General features: G+C 50.7%; 23 protein-coding genes. 22 read left to right on the top strand and 1 reads right to left on the bottom strand.

Annotated features, from left to right (window positions below; genetic code table 11):
* Nucleotides 1–4 precede the first annotated feature (4 nt).
* From C1A10_RS17775 to C1A10_RS17765, 3 genes are all read left to right on the top strand, one after another.
* Entirely contained in the window at nucleotides 5–523 is a 519-nt protein-coding gene (locus tag C1A10_RS17775) for a DUF4358 domain-containing protein (protein WP_101911530.1), read from the top strand.
* A 91-nt stretch (nucleotides 524–614) separates the two neighbouring features.
* Nucleotides 615–2,000, top strand: a complete 1,386-nt coding sequence (locus tag C1A10_RS17770) for an MBOAT family O-acyltransferase (RefSeq protein WP_101911529.1) — start codon at nucleotides 615–617, stop codon at nucleotides 1,998–2,000.
* Between the two features lie 15 nt (nucleotides 2,001–2,015).
* Nucleotides 2,016–3,179, top strand: a complete 1,164-nt coding sequence (locus C1A10_RS17765; RefSeq protein WP_101911528.1) for a DHHW family protein — start codon at nucleotides 2,016–2,018, stop codon at nucleotides 3,177–3,179.
* A 20-nt stretch (nucleotides 3,180–3,199) separates the two neighbouring features.
* On the opposite strand, the gene C1A10_RS17760 is transcribed toward C1A10_RS17765, so the two are convergent.
* On the bottom strand, nucleotides 3,200–4,399 hold the full coding sequence (locus C1A10_RS17760; RefSeq protein ID WP_101911527.1) for a prenyltransferase/squalene oxidase repeat-containing protein: 1,200 nt from the start codon (nucleotides 4,397–4,399) through the stop codon (nucleotides 3,200–3,202).
* A 214-nt stretch (nucleotides 4,400–4,613) separates the two neighbouring features.
* Here C1A10_RS17760 and hprK point away from each other — a divergent pair, with 214 nt between their 5' ends.
* The 19 genes from hprK (at nucleotide 4,614) to C1A10_RS17665 (ending at nucleotide 24,208) form a co-directional block, all read left to right on the top strand.
* Nucleotides 4,614–5,570 carry an HPr(Ser) kinase/phosphatase gene (gene hprK, locus C1A10_RS17755; RefSeq protein ID WP_101911526.1) on the top strand — a complete coding sequence of 319 codons (957 nt, stop codon included), beginning with the start codon at nucleotides 4,614–4,616 and terminating at the stop codon, nucleotides 5,568–5,570.
* A gap of 30 nt (nucleotides 5,571–5,600) precedes the next feature.
* A complete protein-coding gene (locus C1A10_RS17750) occupies nucleotides 5,601–6,326 on the top strand; it encodes a phosphatase (RefSeq protein WP_101911525.1) in 726 nt (241 codons plus the stop codon).
* Nucleotides 6,327–6,358: 32 nt separating this feature from the next.
* Complete coding sequence (locus C1A10_RS17745; RefSeq protein WP_101911524.1) at nucleotides 6,359–7,318, top strand: ROK family protein; 960 nt, start codon at nucleotides 6,359–6,361, stop codon at nucleotides 7,316–7,318.
* Between the two features lie 20 nt (nucleotides 7,319–7,338).
* Nucleotides 7,339–8,256, top strand: coding sequence for a UDP-N-acetylmuramate dehydrogenase (gene murB, locus C1A10_RS17740; protein ID WP_101911523.1), 918 nt, complete (start codon nucleotides 7,339–7,341; stop codon nucleotides 8,254–8,256).
* Nucleotides 8,257–8,276: 20 nt separating this feature from the next.
* Nucleotides 8,277–9,143, top strand: a complete 867-nt coding sequence (gene rapZ / locus C1A10_RS17735; protein ID WP_101911522.1) for an RNase adapter RapZ — start codon at nucleotides 8,277–8,279, stop codon at nucleotides 9,141–9,143.
* 2 nt (nucleotides 9,144–9,145) lie between these two features.
* Entirely contained in the window at nucleotides 9,146–10,075 is a 930-nt protein-coding gene (gene whiA, locus C1A10_RS17730; protein ID WP_101911521.1) for a DNA-binding protein WhiA, read from the top strand.
* Nucleotides 10,072–10,392, top strand: coding sequence for a putative heavy metal-binding protein (locus tag C1A10_RS17725; protein ID WP_101911520.1), 321 nt, complete (start codon nucleotides 10,072–10,074; stop codon nucleotides 10,390–10,392). The genes whiA and C1A10_RS17725 overlap by 4 nt, the downstream gene beginning before the upstream one ends.
* Nucleotides 10,393–10,461: 69 nt before the next feature.
* On the top strand, nucleotides 10,462–13,953 hold the full coding sequence (locus C1A10_RS17720) for a DNA polymerase III subunit alpha (RefSeq protein WP_101911519.1): 3,492 nt from the start codon (nucleotides 10,462–10,464) through the stop codon (nucleotides 13,951–13,953).
* 196 nt (nucleotides 13,954–14,149) lie between these two features.
* On the top strand, nucleotides 14,150–15,139 hold the full coding sequence (pfkA, locus tag C1A10_RS17715; protein WP_101911518.1) for a 6-phosphofructokinase: 990 nt from the start codon (nucleotides 14,150–14,152) through the stop codon (nucleotides 15,137–15,139).
* Between the two features lie 390 nt (nucleotides 15,140–15,529).
* Complete coding sequence (gene purE, locus C1A10_RS17710) at nucleotides 15,530–16,027, top strand: 5-(carboxyamino)imidazole ribonucleotide mutase (protein ID WP_101911517.1); 498 nt, start codon at nucleotides 15,530–15,532, stop codon at nucleotides 16,025–16,027.
* A gap of 45 nt (nucleotides 16,028–16,072) precedes the next feature.
* Nucleotides 16,073–16,783 (top strand): phosphoribosylaminoimidazolesuccinocarboxamide synthase, encoded by a 711-nt coding sequence (gene purC / locus C1A10_RS17705; RefSeq protein ID WP_101911516.1) that lies wholly within the window; start codon nucleotides 16,073–16,075, stop codon nucleotides 16,781–16,783.
* Nucleotides 16,784–16,830: 47 nt separating this feature from the next.
* Nucleotides 16,831–18,285 (top strand): amidophosphoribosyltransferase, encoded by a 1,455-nt coding sequence (gene purF, locus C1A10_RS17700; protein WP_101911515.1) that lies wholly within the window; start codon nucleotides 16,831–16,833, stop codon nucleotides 18,283–18,285.
* The gene (gene purM, locus C1A10_RS17695) at nucleotides 18,275–19,315 is read left to right on the top strand and encodes a phosphoribosylformylglycinamidine cyclo-ligase (RefSeq protein ID WP_101911514.1); all 1,041 of its coding nucleotides are present in this window, start codon (nucleotides 18,275–18,277) and stop codon (nucleotides 19,313–19,315) included. The genes purF and purM overlap by 11 nt, the downstream gene beginning before the upstream one ends.
* Complete coding sequence (gene purN, locus C1A10_RS17690) at nucleotides 19,312–19,908, top strand: phosphoribosylglycinamide formyltransferase (protein ID WP_101911734.1); 597 nt, start codon at nucleotides 19,312–19,314, stop codon at nucleotides 19,906–19,908. Before purM ends, purN begins: the two co-directional genes overlap by 4 nt.
* Nucleotides 19,909–19,926: 18 nt before the next feature.
* Complete coding sequence (locus C1A10_RS17685) at nucleotides 19,927–20,631, top strand: IMP cyclohydrolase (protein ID WP_101911513.1); 705 nt, start codon at nucleotides 19,927–19,929, stop codon at nucleotides 20,629–20,631.
* A 12-nt stretch (nucleotides 20,632–20,643) separates the two neighbouring features.
* Nucleotides 20,644–21,819 carry a phosphoribosylaminoimidazolecarboxamide formyltransferase gene (locus C1A10_RS17680; RefSeq protein WP_101911512.1) on the top strand — a complete coding sequence of 392 codons (1,176 nt, stop codon included), beginning with the start codon at nucleotides 20,644–20,646 and terminating at the stop codon, nucleotides 21,817–21,819.
* Between the two features lie 19 nt (nucleotides 21,820–21,838).
* Nucleotides 21,839–23,104, top strand: coding sequence for a phosphoribosylamine--glycine ligase (gene purD / locus C1A10_RS17675; RefSeq protein ID WP_101911511.1), 1,266 nt, complete (start codon nucleotides 21,839–21,841; stop codon nucleotides 23,102–23,104).
* A 93-nt stretch (nucleotides 23,105–23,197) separates the two neighbouring features.
* On the top strand, nucleotides 23,198–23,506 hold the full coding sequence (locus C1A10_RS17670; RefSeq protein WP_145997765.1) for a hypothetical protein: 309 nt from the start codon (nucleotides 23,198–23,200) through the stop codon (nucleotides 23,504–23,506).
* Nucleotides 23,507–23,668: 162 nt separating this feature from the next.
* Nucleotides 23,669–24,208, top strand: coding sequence for an RNA polymerase sigma factor (locus C1A10_RS17665; protein WP_101911509.1), 540 nt, complete (start codon nucleotides 23,669–23,671; stop codon nucleotides 24,206–24,208).
* The last annotated feature ends 1 nt before the right edge of the window (nucleotide 24,209 follow it).

The following is a 24,209-nucleotide window of genomic DNA, read 5'->3' as shown; positions in this document are numbered from 1 at the left end:
AAATATGAAAAGAACTGTAACAAAATCGCTGAATGCAGTCATTCTGAGCATTTTATTGCTTACCGGATGCGGTTCAAAGGCAGTGCCGCTGACGGACGAGTTGGTTCAGATGCAAAACGGGCAGTCTTTACAGAATGTTGTGGATCAAATAGCAGAAAAAATCGGGATGCAAATGCCTGCGAACCTGGATGAAACAGCGCTTAAAGAGTTGTTTTATGTCAGCAAAAACGATATTGAGGAATTTGCGGGCAAAATAGCGATGCAGGCCGGAGATACGGAACAAATCGTCGCGGTCAAAGCGAACCCGAAAAAAAAGCAGGCAGTGATAAACAGTCTCGGAAGGAGGCTGTCCGATGTCCAGGCATTCCTTTCTGAAGAAAAGGAAACTGCAGAAAATGGGCAGGTCGTCGAAAAAGGGAATTATGTGTTTTTGCTGATTCTGAATGACGCAACGGAAGACCGCAATGCGGATATGGAGGATGCCATTGCTCTGCTTAATGAAGCCTTCTTAGGAGAAAGTTAGAATTTTTGCACTTGAATAAAGCCATAAAATTTGGTAAAGTGTACTGGATATTAAATTGTCTGGTGCGCTTTATTTTTTAAGGAGGAATTGGATGGTATTCAGCAGCATCCTGTTTTTGTTTCGTTTTCTTCCCGTGGCTTTTGTCGCCTATTATCTGACACCCGCAAAACTGAAAAATCTGACCCTCCTGATTGTGAGCTTGGCTTTTTATTCGTGGGGGGAAGTACGTTATTTTCCGATTATGGTTTCCATCATTCTGGTCAATTACTTTGCGGGACTTCTGATCGAAAAATGGCAGGAAAAACAAGCGCTGCGCCGTGCGGTGCTGACGGTCTCTGTACTATTCAGTGTTGGGTTTCTGGCATTTTTTAAATACAGTAATTTTCTGATTCTGAACGTCAATGCGCTGGCGGGAACAGCGATTCCTTATCTTGAGGTCACTAAAAACCTGCCGCTTGGCATCAGCTTCTATACGTTTCAGATCATGACCTATACGATTGACGTTTACCTGCGTAAAATTGACGCCGAGCATAATCTCATTAACTTTGGCACCTTTGTGGTGTTATTTCCCCAGCTGATTGCGGGCCCGATTGTAAAATATACCGATATTCACAAGGAACTGCATGAACGTACGATCAGCCTAACGGATATTCAGGATGGGATTGCCTTATTTATTCTGGGGCTGGGCAGTAAAGTACTGCTTGCAAATTCTGTGGGCGCCCTCTGGACGCAGATTGAACAAATCGGATTCCGGCAAATTTCCACCCCGCTGGCTTGGCTGGGGATTCTGGCGTTCACCCTGCAGATTTATTTTGATTTTTCCGGTTATTCCCTGATGGCTATTGGGATGGGCCGGGCGATGGGGTTCCATTTCCCGCAGAACTTCAATTATCCCTATGTTGCCCGCAGCATCACGGAGTTTTGGCGGCGCTGGCATATGACGCTTTCCGGCTGGTTCCGGGAATACCTGTATTTCCCGCTTGGCGGCAGCAGGGTAGGAACCGCCCGTCAATACTGGAATCTATTTATCGTATGGGCCGCGACCGGCCTTTGGCATGGCGCGAGCTGGAATTTCGTTCTGTGGGGGCTCTACTTTTTTGTGCTGATTTCCTGTGAACGCCTGTTCCTCAAGCGGTTTTTGGACAAGCACCGCTTGTTTTCACATCTGTATTTGATTTTAGCGGTTGTTCTCGGGTGGGTACTGTTTGCGATCACAGACATGAACCAGATGGGGCTATTTTTAAGCCGGCTGTTCTGCTACCAGGGCGGCGATGATTGGATGTTCTTCCTGCGCAACTACGCAGTAATCCTTCTGCTGGGTGCTGTCATGTCCACGCCATGGCTTCGTTATTTTTCGGACAAGCATCAGAAACTGGCCCGGCTGCTTGGCGTTCCGTTTCTTTTGGTTGTATTTTTGCTTTCAGTTGCTTATCTGGTGGATTCCACCTATAATCCGTTCCTATATTTCCGGTTCTAAGGAGGCGAAGCCGTTTTGCAGGCTTTTAAAAAATATTCCCTGCTTTTATTATTTTCCGTGCTGCTTCTGGCAACTTCCGTTGCGGACATGTTTGTAAACAGCCGCCAGTTCAGTGAAATGGAAAACCGTTACCTCACGCAGCGCCCCCAGTTCAGTCTGTCGCAACTGTTTCGAAATGAATACACGCCCAAATATGAAGCCTATATCAACGACCAGTTTGTAGCGCGCGATTCGTGGATTACACTGAAATCGGTCAGCGAATCGGCGCTCGGGAAAATCGAAAATAACGGCATCGTTTATGGCAGCAATCATCATATGTTCGAAGACTACCGGTCCACCGATGAGCGGCGTCTGGAACAGAATATCAACTTTATCAACGCGTATTTTGAGAAGTATCTGGGGCAGTCAAACTTTACGGCGGCAATTATTCCAAGTTCCTATGCGATACTGGACAGCCTTGTCCCGCAGGGGCTGCAAAACGTGGATCAGAACAAGAGAATTCAGGAAATCAATTCCCGCGTTCCGAGCGGCGTGACGGTCTGGGATCTGTTTCCGGCCATGAAAGGGGCGGTGCAAAAGGCGGATGCCGAAGGCATTCAAGACCCTGTCTATTACAGGACGGACCATCACTGGACAACCTTTGGGGCCTATAACGCCTACCAGAGCTTTGCACAGGCCAGGGGCCTGAAAGCGGTTGACTGGGACAGCCTCGGGCCGCTGGAGCATCAGGTTCCCGATTTTTACGGCAGCTATTACAGCAAATGCAAACTGTATTCCGCGGTTCCGGACACGATCACTTATTTTGACATTCCGTTCCAGTCCATCGTGATCGACGGGGAAGAGAAGCCCGGCTTGTATGATTCTTCGCTTTGGGACAAGCGGGACAAACACGCGGCTTTCCTTTGGGGCAACAACGGCGTTACGGTCATCAAATCCCAAAATAATTTAAATGCGCAAAAAGGAAAAACCACCAGAATCCTGCTGATTAAGGACAGCTATGGGAACAGCTTCGCACCGTTCCTGACCTACAGCTATGATGAGGTTTATGTGGTCGATCTGCGCTCCATGACGGAGAAAATGAGCGATTTCATGGCTGCCCATTCGTTTGATGATGTACTGCTTATGTATAGCTTTATGAATTTTGCAAGCGATACCAATATCTCACTGCTTACAGAATAAACGAAAAAGCATCCCTCCGGTTATTCGGCGGGATGCTTTTCTTCCTGCTTGATATGGTTTTCTTCTTCATAAATAGATTCAAAGTCCGTCATTTCCGCTTTCATCGGAATGCGGATTTCCATCGTTTTTCCGTCGTCCTCCGTCACGTTTTTACCGGAGAGGCTCTGATTTTCGGCCGGGGTTATTTTGCCCCATTTTTTCCCGATCAGATTTGTCAGCAGCAATAGCAGGTAAACAATGGCAAACATGCCGAGGAAACTGAAAATGAAACGAAGATAAACTTTAATCCCGTCCGGCTCCGGCTCCACATAATTGGGGTAGGAGTCAGGGGAAAGGTAGGGGGCAAGCCCAGATGCATTGGTATAAAGGGCAATCACGGCGTACTCGGTAGCGTCTACGCTCGATTCGCCTCCGGCAGTTTCCGCAAACCCTCCATCCGTGTTCAGATATCCGTCCAGGGCATCCAAAAGCGTATTTCCGCTCTTCACAAACCTGAAATCCTCTGTGGAAACGCCCAGAGTGCTCAGTGCGGTTAATACCGCCGCGGTAGTGATACAGTCAGGATTGTCCGCCGGGAAAGAGCCGTCTGCGCTTTGCTGCCCCCCCAGCCAGTCCAGCGCCTTATTAAGGGCGGAATCCACATAGGGGGTACTTTTATAGGGAGACAAGGCAACCATTACTCTTGCCGTCGACAAAGCGTCGGGGTCGCGCCCGGTAGTCGGGGCAAAACCGCCTGTCCTGTGCTGTGAAGAAACAATATAGTCAACCAGGCTGGTGGGGCTGTTCCGCGCGGTTTCCGGTATGGACGCATGTGTGGCGTCATAAGCCATCAAAGCGCCGCAGGCACTGTTGAGCCCTGATTCATAAGGGTCTTCATGGCTGGATAACAGCGCGATCAAATCTTTATTTTTATAATCCGCGGGATTTTCGCCAATCTTGATGAGAGAAAGAATCGCCTGTTCCAACCGTTCGGCCGACGAAAAATTGGTTTGCATGGCATTGTTCAGTTCCGCTGTAAGATTCGTGCTGGCATCTTTGCGGATTTGCCTGGCCCCCAGCGAGTAAACCGTAATGCTGTTTTGGCCTGCAGGACTGCGGTCAAGATATTGCCAGGTCTGTTCTGAAACAGGGAATATGACCTGCTGTTCATCGGCAAAAACGGGAAATGCGGCAGAAAAAAACAGCGAACAGGCAACTGCCGCTGCAGCAATGCGTTTCAACTGGGATGGCGCCCCTTTCCTTTCAATTAATTTTACAGCAATTTATTATCCAGTATAATACATTTTAAAAAATTTTTCAACTGATGCTCGAAATACAAATTTGCCCAAAATAGTGTTTGAAAGATTGCGGCAGATACGGTATAATATTTTTAATGTCGACAAACAGGATTTGTCGGCGGAATGTTTTGAAAACAGGACTAAGGAAGGTGCTCCCGTGGCTACAAAATTTATTGTCCCTTTGCAAAAAATCATCAAGGACTTCAATTTGGAAGCTATTTATTTGCCTGAGGACGCGAATACAATTTCCATTTCCACGCCGGAGGTGGATCGGCCCGGCCTTCAGCTGAACGGTTTTTTTGAATATTTTAATCCGCAGCGGTTTCAAATCCTTGGAAAAAGTGAATTTGCCTTTTTGGATCAATTTAATGAAGAGGAACGGTTTAAACGGGTTGACTGTTATTTTTCCCATAAGCCCGCTGCGGTTGTGGTAACCCGGTGTCTGGAAGTCTCTCAACGGATGGTGGATCTTGCGACGGTGCATAAGGTGCCTTTGCTGCGAACTGCCGACGGTTCTTCAGAGTTTATGGCCTCCCTGATTGCGGAACTGGGTGTGGAACTTGCGCCCCGCATCACCCGGCACGGAGTGCTGGTGGAAGTTTATGGCGAGGGGATTTTGCTGCTCGGCGAAAGCGGCGTCGGCAAAAGCGAGAGCGCAATCGAACTTGTAAAACGCGGGCACCGGCTGATCGCGGATGACGCAGTGGAAATCCGCCGGGTTTCCAATAAAACACTGGTTGGTTCCTCGCCGGAAAACATCCGCCATTTTATGGAACTGCGCGGCGTAGGCATCATCAATGCCCGCAGGCTTTTTGGTATTGGCGCGGTTAAAATGACCGAAAAGATTAATATGATCGTGCAGCTTGAGCAGTGGGATGCATCCAAGGTGTATGACAGGATGGGAATGAACGAAGAATATACGGATGTGCTGGGAATTCAGGTGCCGTCCCTGACCATTCCGATCAAACCCGGCAGAAATCTGGCGATTATTATTGAAGTCGCCGCCATGAACAACCGTCAGAAGCGCATGGGTTACAATGCCGCGCAGGATCTGCTGGAGAAGCTCGGGATGGTGGAGCAGGATGGAACGGACACTTCTGATTGGAGCTTTTAGCAGGATCATAGGAAAGGATTTTGGATTTTCATGCAGATAATCGCGGAAACGCACAGCCACACGATCGCATGCAGCCACGCATACAGCACAATCTATGAAAATGTGCAGGCGGCGGCCAAAAAAGGGCTGAAATTTCTTTGTGTTACAGAACATGCCCCTAAAATGATTGACGGGCCGCATGAATGGTTTTTTAATAACCTTCCGGCCACAGTACCCGATCTGCTTGACGGGGTCATCGTTTTGAAAGGAGCGGAGGCGAACATCCTCGATTTTGACGGGTCGCTGGATCTGAACGAGCGGCAATTAAAGAAGCTGGATTGGGTAATTGCGTCCTATCATTCACCCTGCTGCACCCCTTCCGATATCACCTCCCATACGGCCGGCTGGCTGGCAATTGCCGAAAATCCGGACGTGGATGTAATTGGTCATTGCGGCGATGAGCGCTTCCGGTTCGACTATGAACCCGTAATCAGAGCTTTTGCGGAGCATCAGAAAATTGTGGAGTTCAATGCGCATTCTTTTCATAGCAGGCCGGGTTCCCGGGAAAACTGCAGGCAGATCGCTTTGCTCTGCAAAAAATACGGCGTGCGCGCCGTATGCAGTTCAGATGCCCATTTTTTCACCCAGATCGGAAACGCGGGGGAAGCGCTGGATATGCTCATGGAGATCGGTTATCCCGAAAAACTGATTCTCAATACGGATTATGACCGTTTCCTTGCGGTTGCCCGTGAAAAATCCGGAAGACAGCTGGTATAGAACCTATTCAAAACAAAAACGGGGTGTCATCAGTGAACTATTATGTGGGAATTGATTTGGGCGGAACAAACGTTGCGGTTGGTGTTGTGGACGAATCCTGCCGGATCGTCGGCAGGGCAGATACGAAAACCCGGGCATTTCACCCTGCGCAGGAAATTGCGGACGGCATGGTCTCCACTGCGATGCAGGCAATTGCGGATGCCGGTGTTTCATTAGACGATGTGCAGTGGGTCGGCGTGGGAACGCCCGGTACGGCGAACCCCCGCACCGGAGTAGTAGGGTTGGCGGCGAACCTCGGATTTCGCAATACGCCGCTGGGCGCGCTCGTTTCAGAACGGATTTCCAAACCGGTTTTTATTGAGAATGACGCGAACGCGGCGGCTTTTGGTGAACTAATGAACGGGGCCGCCAAAGGTCTGGACTCTGTGATCATGATTACACTCGGTACCGGAGTAGGCGGCGGCATCATTATTGACGGAAAAATCTATTCCGGCTTTAATTATAAAGGGGCTGAGCTTGGGCATCTTGGAATGGTTTATAACGGCGTGCCCTGCACCTGCGGGAGGCGCGGCTGTATTGAATCCTACTGCTCTGTCAGCGCTCTGATCCGTATGACCAGAGAATCCATGCAGCTAAATGCAGGCTCCAAGATGTGGGAGCTTGCGGAGCATAGTCTGGATAAAGTGAGCGGCCGCACCTCATTTGACGCGATGCGGCAGGGCGATCCGTCTGCCGCCGAAGTGGTAAGGCAGTACGAGGAGTATATCGCCTACGCGGTTTCGGGGATTATCAATCTGTTCCAGCCGCAGGCGGTTGTCATAGGCGGGGGAATCAGCAAAGAGGGAGAAACCCTGTTTGACCCTGTGCGTGAACGCACTTATGCCCAGTGCTTTAACCACGAGGATCATAACTGCACGAAGATTTTACAGGCAAAGCTTGGAAATGATGCGGGAATCATCGGGGCGGCATTGCTGGGCAGACAATATCACTGAGCGTTGATTTGGAGGAAATCATGAACGAACTTTTGGAACTGCGGGATTTTTGCCGGCAAATTCATTGCACCTGTCTGGCAGATGAGCCCATGTCTGCGCACACGACGTTTAAAATCGGAGGGCCTGCCGATCTCTTTATCCGTCCGTATGATTTCAAGCAGGCACGGCAGGTAATCCGCAAAGTAACACAGCTGGGACTTCCACTGCGTTATATTGGAAAAGGTTCCGATCTGTTGATCAATGATTGCGGCATCCGCGGCGTGGTGCTTTCATTCGACGAACTGTCCGCCGTCCCGTCCATCCGTAAAGATGATGAGACCCTGATTGACTGTCCGGCCGGGGCCAGTCTGACGGCGCTCTGCCGGTTTGCGCAGAAACACGGGCTTTCCGGCCTGGAGTTCGCCTATGGAATTCCGGGCAGCCTGGGCGGGGGGGTTTATATGAATGCGGGTGCTTACGGCGGCGAATTATGCGACGTTGTTGAGGAAGTCTCTTATCTGGACACGAAAAGTTCTGAAGAGATGAAAAGAAAAGTCGGCAGCCTTGATTTCCGTTATCGTCACAGCTGGTTTTCCGATCACCCCGACTGTCTGATCACAGGAGCTGCAATCCGCCTGCAAAAGGGAGACTCTCGGGAAATTCATGCAAAGATGGATGAGTTTATGGAGCGGAGGAAATCCAAACAGCCGTTGGAGTATCCCAGCGCGGGAAGTACCTTTAAGCGCCCGGAAGGTTCCTATGCGTCGGTTTTGATCGACCGGTGCGGCTTAAAAGGCCGCCGCGTCGGGGGGGCCATGGTCAGTGAGAAACATGCCGGTTTTGTCATCAACTATGATCACGCGACCTGTCAGGATGTGCTGGAACTGATTCGGCAGGTTCAGCAGGAAGTATATGGAAAAACGGGATTTCAGCTGGAATGTGAAATCAAGCTGTTATAATAGAAAGAGGGGAAGTCGGTATGGATTTTGTGTTGATCACCGGAATGTCCGGTTCAGGCAAATCGCGCGCGATCGCGGCCATGGAAGATATCGGCTACTACTGTGTGGATAACCTTCCGCCCAAAATGGTAAGGTCATTCGTTGATTTATGTGCGCAGGCCGACGATAAGATCGACAAGGTGGCGATTGTAATCGATGCCCGCAGCAAGGAAATATTCGGGGACCTGTTTGACGGGCTGGAGGAATTTGTGGGGGTTGCCGGCGGCTTTCAGACGCTTTTTTTGGATTGTGACGACTCCATTCTGGTTCAGCGCTACAAAGAAACCCGCAGGAAGCATCCTCTGATGGATCAGGAAAACCCTACCGTGGAGGGCGCTATTTCGGAAGAACGCAGGCTCCTCTCAAAAATCCGGGACAATGCCGATTATATCATCGACACAACCTATTTATCGGTAAACCAACTGCGTGAAAAAGTAGTCGATATTTTTTTGGACGATAGGAATCAGTCGATGCTGGTGAACTGCATGTCATTTGGGTTTAAATACGGATTGCCTAAAGAAGCAGATCTGGTATTTGATGTCCGCTGTCTGCCCAACCCGTTTTATGTTCCGGAACTGAAGATGAAAACAGGGCTGGAGGCCCCCGTCCGGGAATATGTGATGCAATGGAAGCAGACCCGGCAGCTGGTGCCCAAACTGCTGGATCTGCTGGATTATCTGCTCCCGCTTTACCGGGATGAAGGGAAAACACAGCTCACCATCGCAATCGGATGTACCGGGGGAAAACACCGGTCTGTGGTATTCGCTCAGCTTCTGGCAGACCATGTGCGTGATCAGGGTATCCGCTGCACGGTATCTCACAGGGATATTTCCAAGCATAAGGAGTAGCCATGTCGTTTGCTTATGACATCAAAAGTGAAATCTGCAATAACAGGCCGTTTCGCCATCGTAACAGAAAAGCGCAGGCGTACGGCCTTTTGTTGTTTGGAAACAGCTTTGGGATAGATACTATTTCCATCCATACCGAACATAAGGTGGTAGCCCGCCTCTACGCGGACTGTATTGCCGATTTAATCGGGCTGACGGACAGTATTACGCTGAGAGAAGTCAAACGACAGGGGCGGCGCAGCATTTATATGGTGACTGTCGACAGCCTGACCGACCGTGCCGCGGTTCTTTCCTATTTTGGCTGCAAAGCGGAGGAGGACAGCTGCGGTCTCCGGCGTGAGCTGCTGGCCGATTCGGATATTCCGGCTTTTTTAAGCGGGGCGTTTCTTGCGGCGGCGTCTGTTCCCGATCCTGAAAAGGAGTACCGTGTGGAGTTTGCGATTTCAAGCAAACCGCTATGCGACGATTTGGCGGCGCTTCTGGCAGAGTATCTGACTGCTCCAAAGAGCACGACACGGCGCAATGACTATCTGCTGTACTATAAAGAAAGTGAGAACATCGAAGATCTGCTGACCTTTATCGGTGCGCCCAAAGCTGCTTTAAATCTGATGGAAATCAAAATTGTTAAGGAGCTGCGCAACAAAGTAAACAGGGAAACAAACTGCGAAACGGCAAACATTACAAAAACCATCGACGCTTCAATGACTCAGATTGAACAGATTCAGCTGATCCAGTCCCGGTGCGGAATAGAATCCCTGCCGGAGGATCTGCGGGAGATCGCTGTACTGCGGCTGGAAAATCCGGATTTTTCTCTGCGGGAACTGGGAAAGATGCTGTCCACACCAATTTCGCGTTCCGGGGTTAACCATCGTTTGAAAAGAATTGCAGAATTTGCAGAACCACTGCGTAATGAAAGGGGAAATCAGCAATGATTATTACAACAACACCGTCAGTTGAGGGAAAACGCGTTACGGCATATAAGGGAATTGTATTCGGCGAAGTCATTTCCGGCGTAGACTTTATTAAGGATTTTACCGCAGGTCTGTCCAATTTTTTTGGGGGACGGTCGGGAACTTATGAGGACGAGCTGATTCAGGCGCGTGAGCAGGCGATTGAAGAGATGACGCAGCGTGCCGCGAATCTGGGAGCCGACGCGGTGGTCGGCGTCGATATCGATTATGAGGTGCTGGGCGCAAATAACGGCATGCTGATGGTCACGGCATCGGGCACGGCGGTTTGCATTGAATGAAAACCGGGAGCGGGCACAATGGCTGATGGCTATGTGCCCGCTACAATAAGACAGGGCAAGGGATGAATCATGGAAGACTTTGTGCATTTGCACGTACATACGGAATATAGCCTGCTGGATGGCGCCTGCCGGATTGAACGGCTGATGCAGCGGGTGAAGGAGCTGGGGCAGAGTGCCATAGCCATCACCGACCATGGCGTTATGTATGGCGCAGTGGATTTTTATAAATGCGCGAAAGAGCATGGCATCAAGCCGATTATCGGATGCGAAGTCTATGTTGCGCCGCGCACCAGGTTTGACAAGCAGCATAAAGTTGATACGTCGCCTTATCATTTAATCCTGCTTTGCAAGGACGTCCAAGGCTACCAAAACCTGATCAAACTGGTATCCGCCGGTTTTGTTGAGGGCTTTTATTCAAAACCGCGCATCGACCGCGACCTGCTTGAACTGCACCATGAAGGGCTTGTCTGCCTGTCCGCCTGCCTTGCGGGTGAAATACCCCGCAGTCTGGCGCAGGGTGATTATGAAAAAGCAAAGGAAACGGCCCTCTGGTATCGTGACTTATTTGGCGCGGACAGCTATTATATCGAGCTTCAGAATCATGGAATCGCGCTGCAAAAGCAGATTTTGCCGGATCTTTTGCGCCTGTCTCAGGAGACAGGCATCGGCCTTGTCGCGACCAACGACGCACACTATGTGAAAAGAGAAGATTCGAAGATGCAAAGCGTGCTGCTTTGCATTCAGACAAATACATCAGTGGATGCGCCGGGCAGTATGGAGTTTGAAACCGACGAATTTTATATCAAAAGCAGAGATGAGATGGCACAGCTGTTCGGAAACTATCCGGGCGCGCTGGAGAATACCCGGAAAATTGCGGACATGTGCAATTTCGACTTTGAGTTCGGCCAGACAAAGCTGCCGCTTTTTGTCGCTCCCGACGAGGAAGACAACCTCAGCTACTTTAAGCGGCTCTGCTATGAGGGCCTGCGGCGCAATTACGGGGAAAATCCCCCGCAGGATGTCGTGGAACGTCTGGAATATGAACTGCGCGTCATTTCCGACATGGGCTATGTGGAATACTACCTGATTGTCTATGATTTCATCCATTATGCGAAAAGTGTGGGCATCCCGGTCGGGCCGGGAAGAGGCTCAGGCGCCGGAAGCCTCGCCGCTTACTGTGTCGGGATTACCAGCATTGACCCCATCCGCTATAATCTGCTGTTTGAACGCTTCCTGAACCCCGAACGTGTCAGCATGCCTGATTTTGATGTGGATTTCTGCTATGAACGGCGGCAGGAAGTCATTGACTATGTCGTGCAAAAATATGGCGCCGACCATGTTGCGCAGATCATCACATTCGGAACGATGGCCGCCCGCGCGGCTATCCGGGATGTCGGGCGCGTTTTGAATGTACCTTACCAACAGGTGGATGGGATTGCAAAACTGGTGCCAAACGAGCTAAAAATGACGTTGGATAAAGCTTTGCAGGTTTCCGCCGATTTAAAGCAACTGTATGAATCCGATCCGAAAATCAGGGAACTGCTTGATATGGCGCGCAAGATTGAGGGAATGCCGCGGCATGCTTCAACCCACGCCGCTGGCGTGGTGATCACGCGCAATCCGGTTGATACGTATGTGCCGCTTTATAAAAGCGAGGAAACCATGCCGGTCACGCAGTATACGATGACAACGCTGGAGGAGCTTGGCCTGCTGAAGATGGACTTTCTCGGCCTGCGCACATTGACGGTCATCAACTATGCGGTGGCGGAAATCAACAAGTACCAGCCGGACTTTGACATCAACCGAATTTCCCTCAACGATGAAGATACCTTTGCGATGATGACAAAGGGGCAATGTGTGGGTATCTTCCAGTTTGAATCGGCCGGCATGCGGTCGGTGCTTGCCCAGCTGGGGCCGACATCAATTGAAGATCTGATTGCGGTGAACTCCCTTTACCGCCCCGGCCCAATGGAGTCAATTCCCACCTATATCCGGAACCGCCATAATCCAAAGCTGATCTCCTATAAACACCCGCTTCTCGAGCCGATTTTGAAAGTGACCTACGGCTGCATCGTTTATCAGGAGCAGGTCATGCAGATCTGCCGTGAACTCGGCGGCTATTCCTACGGCAGGGCGGATCTTGTGCGGCGCGCGATGTCGAAAAAGAAGCATGACGTCATGGAAAAGGAGCGGGTCGTTTTCATAGAAGGCGCCCTGCAAAACGGCGTGCCGCGCGAAACCGGCAATCAGATTTTTGATGAGATGTCCGCGTTTGCGTCTTACGCATTCAATAAGTCCCACGCCGCTGCGTATGCCATGGTTTCCTATCAGACCGCATACCTGAAATGCCATTACCCGAGGGAGTTTATGGCGGCGCTTCTCACAAGTGTTCTGGATAATACCAGCAAAGTCATTGAATATATCGGGGAATGCAGCCGAATTGGAATTCGGGTGCTGCCTCCCGACGTAAATATCAGCAAGGAAGGTTTCACCGTCAGCGGCCAGGATATTCGTTTCGGCCTGCTCGCCGTGAAAAATATCGGGAGGGGCTTTATCCATGAACTGATAGCGGAACGTCAGGCGAACGGAAACTTCCAGACTTTTACTGATTTTTGCGAGCGGATGTATGGAAAAGATATGAACAAACGCGCGCTTGAAAGCCTGATCAAATCAGGGGCGCTGGACTGTATGGGAAACAACCGCAATCAGATGTTATCCGGCTATGAGGCGGTGCTCGAGGACATTGACGCAGTTTATAAACGTACGCTCAGCGGCCAGACAAACCTGTTTGATATTCCGGAAATCGCGCCAAAACAGACGCGCACACTGCCGCAGGTCGCCGAAATGGCGGTTTCTCTTCTGCTTGCGAACGAGAAAGAGACCACCGGGCTTTATATCAGCGGTCATCCGCTTTCCAGATATCAGAATCTGATCGACAAATTCGGCTGTACGCTGATTTCGGATATCATTTCTGCGGAAGAACGCGGAAGCGGGATACAGGACGGCACAGCCGTCAAAGTCGCCGCTATTGTTAACAGCAGAAGGCTGAAATCCACCCGAAACGGCGAGATGATGGCGTTTGCACAGATTGAAGATACAAGCGGAGGCATGGAGGCGCTCATTTTTCCGAAAGCATATGCAGGCTTTTCATCAAAACTGGCAGAAGGCAGCGTTGTAATTCTGACCGGCCGTGTTTCAGTCCGGGAGGAAGAGGAAGCAAAATTGATTGTTGAATCCATCTCTTTGATCGAGGAATATGAAGAATCCGCAAAGGCCTCCGACAATGCGCAAAAGCTGGAAGTAAAGGCTCCGGTGAAAAATCCGGGACTATACCTTCGCATGGAAAGCAGTGAGGCTGCGATGTTTGGCCGGGTAAAAAATCTGCTGTCTATTTTTGTGCCGGAAAACAGGGGAGAACCCTATATTGCAGTCTATTTCTATTTTCAAAATACCAAAAAATATCATCTTGCGTCTCAATCGCTTTGGGTGCATTACAATGATGTGTTGGACCGGGAATTAAAAAAGCTGTTGGGGAAAGAAAACGTAGTATATCGTGTATAATCTCCTGTTTTACATTGACTTATAAATATGACAAGAAATCAGTGAAAATCTTTTCCGTTCTAGTAAAATTCTATAAACATAGCGGGAAAACCTTGAACATTTCGCTGTCATCAAGTATAATGTGACAGAGGATATAAGCCCCTTATTTGAACTAAATTAAGCGGGGAGCGACCCTGCTGATGGAGGACGCGGCGTTATGGAGAAACAGCAAAAAACCATAGGAATCCTTACAAGCGGTGGTGATGCCCCCGGTATGAATGCAGCTGTCCGTGCCGTTGTGAGGACGGCGCTTTACAAAAATATGCGTGTAATAGGCATTCGCCGCGGATACAGCGGACTTTTGGCACGCGATATGGTAGAGATGAATTTGCGCAGCGTTTGCGATACACTGCATCGCGGAGGCACGATTCTTTATTCTGCGCGTTGTCCCGAATTCCGTGAGGATAAAGGTGTTGAGCGCGGCCGTGAGGTCTGCACGGAGATCGGAATTGACGGGCTGGTAGTTATTGGCGGCGACGGCTCTTTCCGCGGCGCGCGTGACCTTTCGTTGAAAGGCGTCCCCTGTATCGGCATCCCCGGAACCATCGATAACGATATTGCCTGCTGCGATTATACCGTCGGATTTGATACTGCGGTTAATACGGTTATGGACATGGTGGACAAGCTGCGCGATACTTCCCAATCCCATGACCGCTGTTCTATCGTGGAAGTAATGGGCAGACATTGCGGCGATATTGCTCTTCACGCGGGAATTGCCTGCGGCGCGCTTGCGATTCTGGTGCCTGAGGTTCCGTTCTCCATCGACGCGATTGTCCAAAAAATGCAGCGTACTCTGCGCACAGGCAAGAAGCATTTTATCATTATGGTTGCGGAAGGCGTAACGAGCGTCAACGGGATCGGCACCGTATATGATATCGCCCGGGAAATACAGGAGCGTACAGGCGTGGAGTCTCGTGCAACGGTGCTCGGCCATGTCCAGCGCGGCGGCGCGCCGACAGCCCGCGAGCGTGTGCTTGCAAGTGAAATGGGCTATCATGCAGTGGAATTGCTTGAACAGGGAATCGGCAACAGGGTGGTTGTCAGCCATGACAATAAGATTGTGGATTACGACATTCTCGAAGCACTGAATATGAAAAAGGAATTCAATAAGCATCTTTATGATATTGCCGATGTAATTTCCATTTAAGAGATCAAACTCCTGCGCCGGCAGGAGTTTTCTTATGTCCCAATGTGCAAAGTAGCTTGTATGACCTATCGTTTGAATTTACAAAAACTTGACAGAGCATTTGTTCCTTTTCAATCAACCCTCCAATCTTTTTCAGACAAGGGTTTTTGGCGTTGAAAATCGACAAATTTTCCTGTAAACTAAAAACAGTAAGAGCACAAGGGGGTGGCGATATTGGCTGGATCATCCGTAATTTGTCGGACTGTAATGGATTGCCGTGTTTCTTATGGCGGTATTGCCAGCTATGGGTGCAGTGTAAAAGGGAATCAGTGTAAGCTTTATGAAAGGGATTTTTGCAGGTTGCGGCAGGCCGCAGCCTGTTTTCATTTTTGATAAAAAGGAAGTGCGGTTATGGCCAATAAAAAAGTAGCTGTCATTATGGGCAGCGACAGCGATTTACCGGTTGTCAAAGGTGCGGTTGAAGAATTAAAGGGCTTTGGTATTGATGTGGAAGTGCATGTGATGAGCGCTCACAGGACGCCCGCCGCCGCCTGTCAGTTTGCGGCAAGTGCACGTGAAAACGGATTCGCGGCAATTATAGCAGCGGCAGGCAAGGCAGCGCATCTCGCGGGTGTGCTTGCGGCACACACCACGCTTCCGGTCATTGGAATCCCGGTGAAATCTTCAACGCTGGATGGGCTGGATGCTCTGCTGTCTACGGTTCAGATGCCCGCGGGCATCCCGGTTGCCACGGTTGCTATTGACGGGGCCAAAAATGCCGGCATTCTCGCTGCCCAGATCATTGGGGTGAATGATGCCGAGGTCGCTTATAAGCTTTCTCTGCGCCGCTCCGACATGGAACAGGAGGTTCTCCAAAAGGATCTGAAAATTCAGAAGGAATTTGCTTAATCAAGTCAAAATAAATACTTATCATATAAATATGGAGGAATTGAAATGAAAAAGTTGGAACAGCTTTATGAGGGAAAAGCAAAAAAGGTTTTTAAAACAGACGATCCGAATGCATACATTGTGGAGTATAAGGACGATGCAACTGCGTTTAACGGTTTGAAAAAGGGTACCATTGCGGAAAAGGGCATCATCAATAATAAAGTTTCTAACCATCTGATGAAAATGCTGGAAGGGCACGGCGTGCCCACACATGTGATCGAGCAGATTTCTGATCGCGAAACGGTAGTAAAAAAGGTCTCCATTGTGCCGATCGAAGTGATTGTGCGCAATATTGCGGCAGGTTCCCTTTCCAAACGCCTCGGCATCCCCGAGGGAACCAAGCTGGCGAAAACAGTTCTTGAATACAGCTATAAAGATGATGCGCTTGGCGACCCGATGATCAATGATTATCACGTGTTTGCAATGGAACTGGCAACTCCGCAGGAACTGAAAACAATTGCGGATTATGCGTTTAAGATTAACGAAATCCTCGCCGCATATCTCAAAGACCTGAATATTGAACTGATTGATTTTAAATTGGAATTCGGTAAAACCCCGGACGGGAAGATCATCCTCGCGGATGAAATTTCGCCCGATACCTGCCGGTTCTGGGACAGTACGACCGGTGAAAAACTGGACAAGGACCGTTTCCGCCGCGACATGGGCGGTGTGGAAGGCGCTTACCATGAGATTCTCAAGCGTCTGCTGGGTGAATAAGAACCCGTTTACGGCTGCTGCGCCGAAGTTTGTGAGGAGATGGATCCATGTTTGATAAACTCCATGAGGAGTGCGGGGTGTTCGGTATCTATGAAACCCGCCGCGCCGATGTGGCGACAAGCACCTATTTTGCGCTCTATGCGCTCCAGCACCGCGGACAGGAAAGCTGCGGTATCGCGGTGAATGACGACGGCGTAATTAACTGTTATAAAAACCTGGGCCTTGTTCCCGAGGTGTTCAATAAAGACGCGCTGGAAAAACTGGGGCAGGGAACCATGGCCGTGGGGCACTGCCGCTATTCCACCACGGGTAATTCCAACGCGGTTAACGCCCAGCCATTGGTAGTGCGCCATTGCAAAGGAACCATGGCGCTTGCGCACAACGGCAACCTTGTAAATGCCCCCGAACTGCGCAGACAGCTGGAACTGAACGGCGCAATTTTTCATACGACCAACGATACGGAGGTCATCAGTTATCTGATTACGCGTGAGCGTCTGATGTCCCCCAGCATTGAAGAAGCGGTCGCCAAAGCGATGTATTCCATCAAGGGCGCGTATTCCCTGATCATCATGTCCCCAAAGAAGCTCATTGCCGCGCGTGACCCGAACGGGTTCCGCCCGCTCTGCATCGGAAGGCTGGAAGACGGCGGCTATGTTTTTGCTTCGGAATCCTGCGCGCTGGACAGTGTGGGAGCGCAGTTCCTGCGCGATATGGAGCCGGGTGAAATCGTTGTTGCTGAAGACGGACAGCTGCGCAGCATCAAAGCCCACTGTGGGAACAAGGGCAGCATCTGTGTGTTTGAATATGTTTATTTTGCACGTCCCGATTCTGTCATAGAAGGAGTCAGCGTTCACGCGGCCCGTCAGAAAGCCGGCAGGATTCTCTATCGGGAACAGCCTGTGGATGCCGACGTGGTCATCGGTGTTCCGGACTCGGGGCTGGATGCCGCATTGGGCTATTCGAAGGAATCGGGAATTCCGTATGGGGTCGGTTTTATCAAGAACCGCTATGTCGGACGGACTTTCATCCAGCCGTCTCAGGGACAGCGAGAAAATTCTGTACGGATTAAATTGAATGTCATCTCCGAAACCGTGCGCGGGAAGCGGGTCGTACTGGTGGATGACTCTATCGTGCGCGGCACCACCTGCGCGCGAATCGTGCATCTGCTGCGTGAAGCGGGCGCGACAGAGGTCCACTTTGCTGTTTCGGCGCCGCCTTTCAAGAATCCATGTTTTTTCGGGACAGATATCGACAGCCGTGACAAGCTGATTGCATGCAGGCTTTCGGTTCCGGAAATCGCAAAGGAGATCGGCGTGGATTCGCTCAACTACCTGAGTGTGGAAGGCGTGAAGTCGATTGCGGAAGGCGCAGGCTGCGGTTTCTGCGTTGGCTGCTTTACCGGGGAATATCCCATCAAAGTACCCGATGAAATGCAGAAAGACAAGTTTGAGATGAAAATTGGGCACCATGGAAAGCAGGAGGTAGAATCAGATGGAGAATAGCTATTCCGATTCCTATAAGGCGGCAGGTGTCGACGTTACTGCCGGATACAGGGCGGTCGAGCTGATGAAACAGCATGTCGCCCGCACCGCGCTTCCCGGGCTTCTGGGCGATATCGGCGGCTTCGGCGGCCTGTTTGAGCTGGATCTGTCGGGGATGCCTCATCCGGTGCTGTGCGCCGGAACGGATGGCGTCGGCACGAAGCTGAAGCTTGCATTCTTGATGGACAAGCATGATACCGTGGGCATTGACTGCGTGGCAATGTGTGTCAATGATATCATCTGCTGCGGAGCAAAGCCCCTGCTGTTTTTGGATTATATCGCCTGCGGCAAGAATCTCCCCGAAAAAATCGCGTCCATTGTGTCGGGCGTCGCGGAAGGGTGCGTGCAGGCCGGCTGTGTCCTGAACGGCGGCGAAACCGCCGAGATGCCGGGATTTTATCCGGAGGATGAGTATGATCTCGCCGGATTCGCGGTAGGCGCGGTGGACAAATCCCGTATTCTGGATAAAAATTCTGTGGCGGCGGGGGATGTGCTGGTAGGTATCCGCTCAAGCGGCGTTCATTCCAATGGATTTTCTCTGGTGCGCAAGGTGTTCGATGTCGAAAACAACGGCGGCCTAAACAAGCGCTATGACGAACTTGGCATGTCGCTCGGCGAAGCGTTGCTCGCACCCACAAAAATCTATGTGAAGCCGGTCCTTGCCGTTATGGAACAGCTGACGGTGAAATCCGTCTCCCATATCACCGGCGGCGGATTTTATGAAAATATTCCCCGCGCTTTACCTGAGGGGAAACGCGCGAAGATCAGCAAAAAAACTGCCGGCACTCTGCCGATTTTCGATATCATTCAAAAAACCGGAAAAATTCCGGAGCGCGATATGTACAACACCTTCAATATGGGCACCGGCATGATTTTAATTGTCGGCAAGCAGGATGCGCAAAAAGCGGTGGAGATTCTGAACGCAAACGGGGAAGATGCCCACGTGATCGGCTTTATCGAGAACGGCGAAAAGGGAATCGAGCTATGCTGAAAAGAGTTGTGGTGTTGGTTTCCGGCGGCGGGACCAATCTGCAGGCGCTGATTGACGCACAGGACCGGGGAGAGATCAAGAACGGCGAGATTGTGGGCGTGATCAGTTCCAGGGAAGACGTTTTCGCCTTGGAGCGCGCGAAAAAAGCCGGAATACCTGCGGTGGTTCTGTCGCGCAGGAGTTTTTCTTCCCGCGAGGATTATGATTCGGCGCTTTTAGCGGAGCTGCGGAAACTGCAGGCCGATCTGGTGGTACTGGCCGGATTCCTGTGCATCCTTGGCGAGACGGTCGTTCAGGCATACGACCGCCGGATCATCAATGTGCACCCGTCGCTGATTCCCTCCTTTTGCGGGGACGGGTTTTACGGATTAAAAGTTCATGAGGAAGCGTTGCGTTACGGCGTTAAGGTAACGGGGGCTACCGTTCACTTTGTCGATCAGGTGACCGACGGCGGGCAGATTATTTTACAAAAGGCGGTTCCGGTCGAAGAGGGCGACACGCCGGAAACCCTGCAGAAAAGGGTTATGGAACAGGCCGAATGGGAACTGCTTCCCAGAGCGGTTTCGCTTTTCTGCGAAGGCAAAATCAAGTAATGAGAGGGAGTGGAGCAGATGAAGCAGCTTTCCCCAATAGAGGCGCTATTGAAAGAGAATGCGTATCCGGGAAGAGGAATCGTGATCGGGCGCAGTGAAGACGCAAAGAGCATGGTGGTTGTCTATTTCATTATGGGCCGCAGCGAGAACAGCCGGAACCGCATTTTTGTAACCGACGGGGACGGTATCCGTACGCAGGCGTTTGACCCGGCAAAACTAACTGACCCCAGCCTGATTATTTACCATCCGGTCCGTGTTTTAGACGGCGCAACCATTGTAACCAACGGCGACCAGACGGACACGATTCAGGACTTCCTCCGTCTGGGAAAAACATTTGGTGACGCTTTGCGCACCCGCACCTTTGAGCCGGACGCACCCAATTTTACACCGCGCATCTCCGGCCTGGTACAGAATTCCGGCTACCGGTTTTCCATTTTGAAAAGCGCGGACGGGGATTCCGATTTTATCCGACGCTTCTTCTATGAATATGACAGCACAGCAGCGGGAACAGGCCATTTTATCCATACTTATCGCTGCGACGGCAGCCCGATTCCCTCTTTTTCCGGGGAACCGGAAGAGGTGTCGTTAAAAGGCGGCATCGACGCGCTTTCCAGTTCAGTCTGGGAGAGCCTGAATCAGGAAAACAAGGTTTCGCTGTTCATCCGCTTTATCAGTCTCGCGGACGGAACGTACGAAACGCGAATCATCAATAAAAATCATTGAGGAGGCAGCATGATGGCGCGGGAACTGGAATTAAAATACGGCTGTAATCCAAATCAGAAGCCGGCACGTATTTCTATGCAGGACGGAGAACTGCCGGTCGAAGTACTCAACGGAAAGCCGGGGTATATCAATTTTCTGGATGCGTTCAACAGCTGGCAGCTGGTCCGGGAGCTGAAAGCGGCCACAGGGCTTCCGTCTGCCGCTTCTTTTAAGCATGTCAGCCCGGCCGGTGCGGCTGTGGGGTTGCCGCTTTCCCCTGTGGAAAAGCGGATTTGCTTTGTGGAGGATCTAAAGCTTTCCCCGATAGCCAGTGCTTACGCGCGGGCCAGAGGCGCAGACCGCATGAGCAGTTATGGAGACTGGGCGGCGCTATCCGATATCTGTGACGCCGAAACGGCAACTTTGCTGGCGCGCGAGGTTTCCGACGGCATCATCGCACCGGGTTATACCGACGAAGCGCTTAAAATTCTGAAAACAAAGCGCAAGGGTGGCTACAACGTCGTGAAAATAGACCCCGATTATGTTCCTGCGTCGATAGAGCGCAAGGATGTTTACGGCATAACCTTTGAGCAGGGGAGAAACGAGATCAGACTGGACGAATCTCTGCTGGGAAACCTGATCACAAAGAACAAGGATCTGCCTAAACAGGCTAAACGGGACCTTTTAATTGCGCTTATCACGTTAAAGTATACACAATCGAACTCGGTATGCTATGTTAAGGACGGACAGGCAATCGGCATTGGGGCGGGTCAGCAGTCCCGGATTCATTGTACCCGCCTGGCCGGCAACAAGGCGGACATCTGGTGGCTGCGCCAGAACCCCAAAGTGCTGTCCTTGCCCTTCAAAGCGGATATCCGCCGGCCGGACCGCGATAACACGATTGATGTTTATCTTTCCGACGATTACATGGATGTACTGGCGGACGGTATCTGGGAAAACTTTTTTACAGAGAAACCGGAAGTATTCACCAGAGAAGAAAAACGCGCATGGCTGAACCGGCTGACAGGCGTATCTCTCGGCTCCGACGCCTTTTTCCCGTTCGGCGATAATATCGAACGCGCGCATCGTTCCGGCGTGCAATACATTGCACAGCCGGGCGGTTCCATCCGCGACGACAACGTGATCGACACCTGCGATAAATATGGAATTGCGATGGCCTTTACAGGTGTCCGTCTGTTCCACCATTGAATTGATAGGAGGCCGTCCAGTGAATATTTTAGTAATTGGTTCCGGCGGGCGTGAGCATGCAATCATCCGCAAACTGAAAGAAAATCCTCTTGCCCAGACTATTTACTGCGCGCCGGGCAACGGCGGTATTGCGGCAGACGCGGTTTGCCTGCCTGTAAAAGCATGCGATGTGCAGGGCATGGTCGCAATTGCAAAAGAGAAGAAAATTGATTTTGCTGTTGTAACTCCGGATGATCCGCTGGTGTTCGGTATGGTTGACGCGATGAATAATGCCGGCATAAAAACGTTCGGACCGACCGCTGCTGCGGCCCAGATTGAGGGGAGCAAGGTTTTTTCCAAAAATCTAATGAAAAAATATGGGATTCCCACCGCAACCTACGAGACCTTCGACGATGCGGCGGATGCGGTTTCCTATATCAGAGCGCGCGGACAGTTTCCCGTTGTCATAAAAGCGGACGGACTGGCACTGGGAAAAGGTGTGCTGATTGTAAACAGCATGAGCGAGGCCGAGGAGGGAATCCATTCCATTATGGAGGACAAGGTGTTCGGCGCTTCGGGTAACCGTGTGGTGATTGAGGAATTTTTAACCGGACCCGAAGCAAGCGTGCTGGCATTCTGCGACGGAAATACGATTGTCCCCATGGTGTCCGCTATGGACCATAAACGCGCGCTGGATCATGATCAGGGGTTAAATACCGGCGGGATGGGAACAGTGGCGCCCAACCGGCATTATACAGCTGAAATAGCCGAACGCTGCATGAAGACGATCTTCCAGCCTACGGTTGAAGCGATGAAAGCGGAAGGCAGGCCATTTTCAGGTTGCCTGTTTTTTGGGCTGATGATTACTCCCAAAGGCCCGTATGTGATAGAATACAACTGCCGCTTTGGCGACCCTGAGACGCAGGTAGTGCTGCCGCTTTTGAAAACCGATCTGCTGGAGATTATGCTTGCGGTTTGGGATAAGCGTCTTGATAAAGTGAAGGTGGAATTTTCTGATTTGCATGCGGCCTGCGTTGTTCTGGCAAGCGGGGGTTATCCTGTGAGCTATCAGACAGGCTTCCCGATTTCGGGGCTGAATCAGCAGGGTCAGATGGAAGGTGCCACCATCTATCACGCGGGAACAAAATTCGAGGACGGCGTTTATAAAACCGCGGGAGGGCGCGTCCTTGGGCTAGTGGCAACTGCACCGACCGGAAACGATGCGCTGAAAAAAGCTTATCAGGCCGCGGAAAAAATATCCTTCGGGGGCGTACACTACCGCAGGGATATCGGCGCAAAGAACTAGGTCCTGTTTGAACGGCAGCATAAAAGCTGCCGCTCTTTTTTTGGCTCATCGATATCACTCAAAGCATAGAATAGTATGGAGGTGGTATGCGGCGTGAGTTCAGGTTTCGATTCCAAAGGCTTGGAAAATATCAGTACAGAAGAAATATTGGAAGCTCTGCGTGAAGTAAAGAAAATAAAAAAGAGCGAGAGTAATAAAAACACGGTTTGCAGAAGAACAGGGCAGGGCGCACAGTTTATTTATGCCGCTGCCACGGTCGCCAATATTCTTTGCGATAGTCTGTCAGAGGAACAGATTAATCTGCTGGCAAATTTTTTAGCGGTGGTTACCACCTGCGCTTACGCGATATTAAGGGTGGAACATCCTGCCGACATATCTGATGAGGAAATTGTTGAGGAATAATATTGATTGGCTAGCAAAAGAAAATATGATATAATATAGGGCATGCCGGAAGATGCAGACGGCATGCCCTTTTTCCAAAATTTGTTCTGGAGAGGATGCAGTAAAATGATAGATGGAGTCCACTTTATGAGTGAACCGTTGCATGCAAAATGGTGGTAAGTGATGGTAGTTGATATAAACGCGGTGAAGCAGGCACGGCTGGGCGATAAGGAGAGTTTTGCTGAGGTTTATCGGCAGATTGCCGATGACCTCTATAAGGTTGCACTTTATTCGCTGGGAAACGCGCACGACGCGCAGGATGTGGTGAGTGAAACTTTTATAGAGGCTTATAAAGGAATTAAAAATTTGCGGGATGACAACAGTTTTAAGCCATGGATTATGCGAATTTTGTCGATTCGCTGCAAACGAAAGATCGGGCAGTACATTTCCGGCAGAAACCAGTTGGATATTGATGACTTCCTGGATCTGAGCGAAGAGGGAAACAATGTGGAAGAAAGTTCTTCCAACCGCATTGCGTTGCTTCATGCGCTGGAAATGCTGTCTCATCAGGAACGTGAAATCGTGGCCCTGGCTGTGGTTCAAGGATATACTGTGCGGGAAACCGCTGAAATTCTCGGCGCCCCTCAGGGAACGGTCAGTTCTAAACTGCACCGTACCTTAAAAAAGCTGCGCGTGCAGCTTGAAGGTCAGGGAAAGGAGTGAA

This window comes from Marasmitruncus massiliensis, from assembly GCF_900186535.1.
GTDB classification, from domain to species: domain Bacteria; phylum Bacillota; class Clostridia; order Oscillospirales; family Ruminococcaceae; genus Anaerotruncus; species Anaerotruncus massiliensis_A.
The sequence above is the reverse complement of the archived record's forward strand: the minus strand, read 5'-3'. Positions and strand labels throughout refer to the sequence as shown.

Excerpts from the sequence above, each read along its gene's own strand:
- pfkA (WP_101911518.1), top strand. The coding sequence starts at position 14,150 with ATGGAGAAACAGCAAAAAACCATAGGAATCCTTACAAGCGGTGGTGAT.
- C1A10_RS17680 (WP_101911512.1), top strand. The coding sequence starts at position 20,644 with ATGGCGCGGGAACTGGAATTAAAATACGGCTGTAATCCAAATCAGAAG.
- purM (WP_101911514.1), top strand. The coding sequence starts at position 18,275 with ATGGAGAATAGCTATTCCGATTCCTATAAGGCGGCAGGTGTCGACGTT.
- whiA (WP_101911521.1), top strand. The coding sequence starts at position 9,146 with ATGTCGTTTGCTTATGACATCAAAAGTGAAATCTGCAATAACAGGCCG.
- purC (WP_101911516.1), top strand. The coding sequence starts at position 16,073 with ATGAAAAAGTTGGAACAGCTTTATGAGGGAAAAGCAAAAAAGGTTTTT.
- C1A10_RS17725 (WP_101911520.1), top strand. The coding sequence starts at position 10,072 with ATGATTATTACAACAACACCGTCAGTTGAGGGAAAACGCGTTACGGCA.
- C1A10_RS17665 (WP_101911509.1), top strand. The coding sequence starts at position 23,669 with ATGGTAGTTGATATAAACGCGGTGAAGCAGGCACGGCTGGGCGATAAG.
- C1A10_RS17685 (WP_101911513.1), top strand. The coding sequence starts at position 19,927 with ATGAAGCAGCTTTCCCCAATAGAGGCGCTATTGAAAGAGAATGCGTAT.
- C1A10_RS17775 (WP_101911530.1), top strand. The coding sequence starts at position 5 with ATGAAAAGAACTGTAACAAAATCGCTGAATGCAGTCATTCTGAGCATT.
- purE (WP_101911517.1), top strand. The coding sequence starts at position 15,530 with ATGGCCAATAAAAAAGTAGCTGTCATTATGGGCAGCGACAGCGATTTA.
- C1A10_RS17770 (WP_101911529.1), top strand. The coding sequence starts at position 615 with ATGGTATTCAGCAGCATCCTGTTTTTGTTTCGTTTTCTTCCCGTGGCT.
- C1A10_RS17720 (WP_101911519.1), top strand. The coding sequence starts at position 10,462 with ATGGAAGACTTTGTGCATTTGCACGTACATACGGAATATAGCCTGCTG.
- rapZ (WP_101911522.1), top strand. The coding sequence starts at position 8,277 with ATGGATTTTGTGTTGATCACCGGAATGTCCGGTTCAGGCAAATCGCGC.
- C1A10_RS17750 (WP_101911525.1), top strand. The coding sequence starts at position 5,601 with ATGCAGATAATCGCGGAAACGCACAGCCACACGATCGCATGCAGCCAC.
- purF (WP_101911515.1), top strand. The coding sequence starts at position 16,831 with ATGTTTGATAAACTCCATGAGGAGTGCGGGGTGTTCGGTATCTATGAA.
- murB (WP_101911523.1), top strand. The coding sequence starts at position 7,339 with ATGAACGAACTTTTGGAACTGCGGGATTTTTGCCGGCAAATTCATTGC.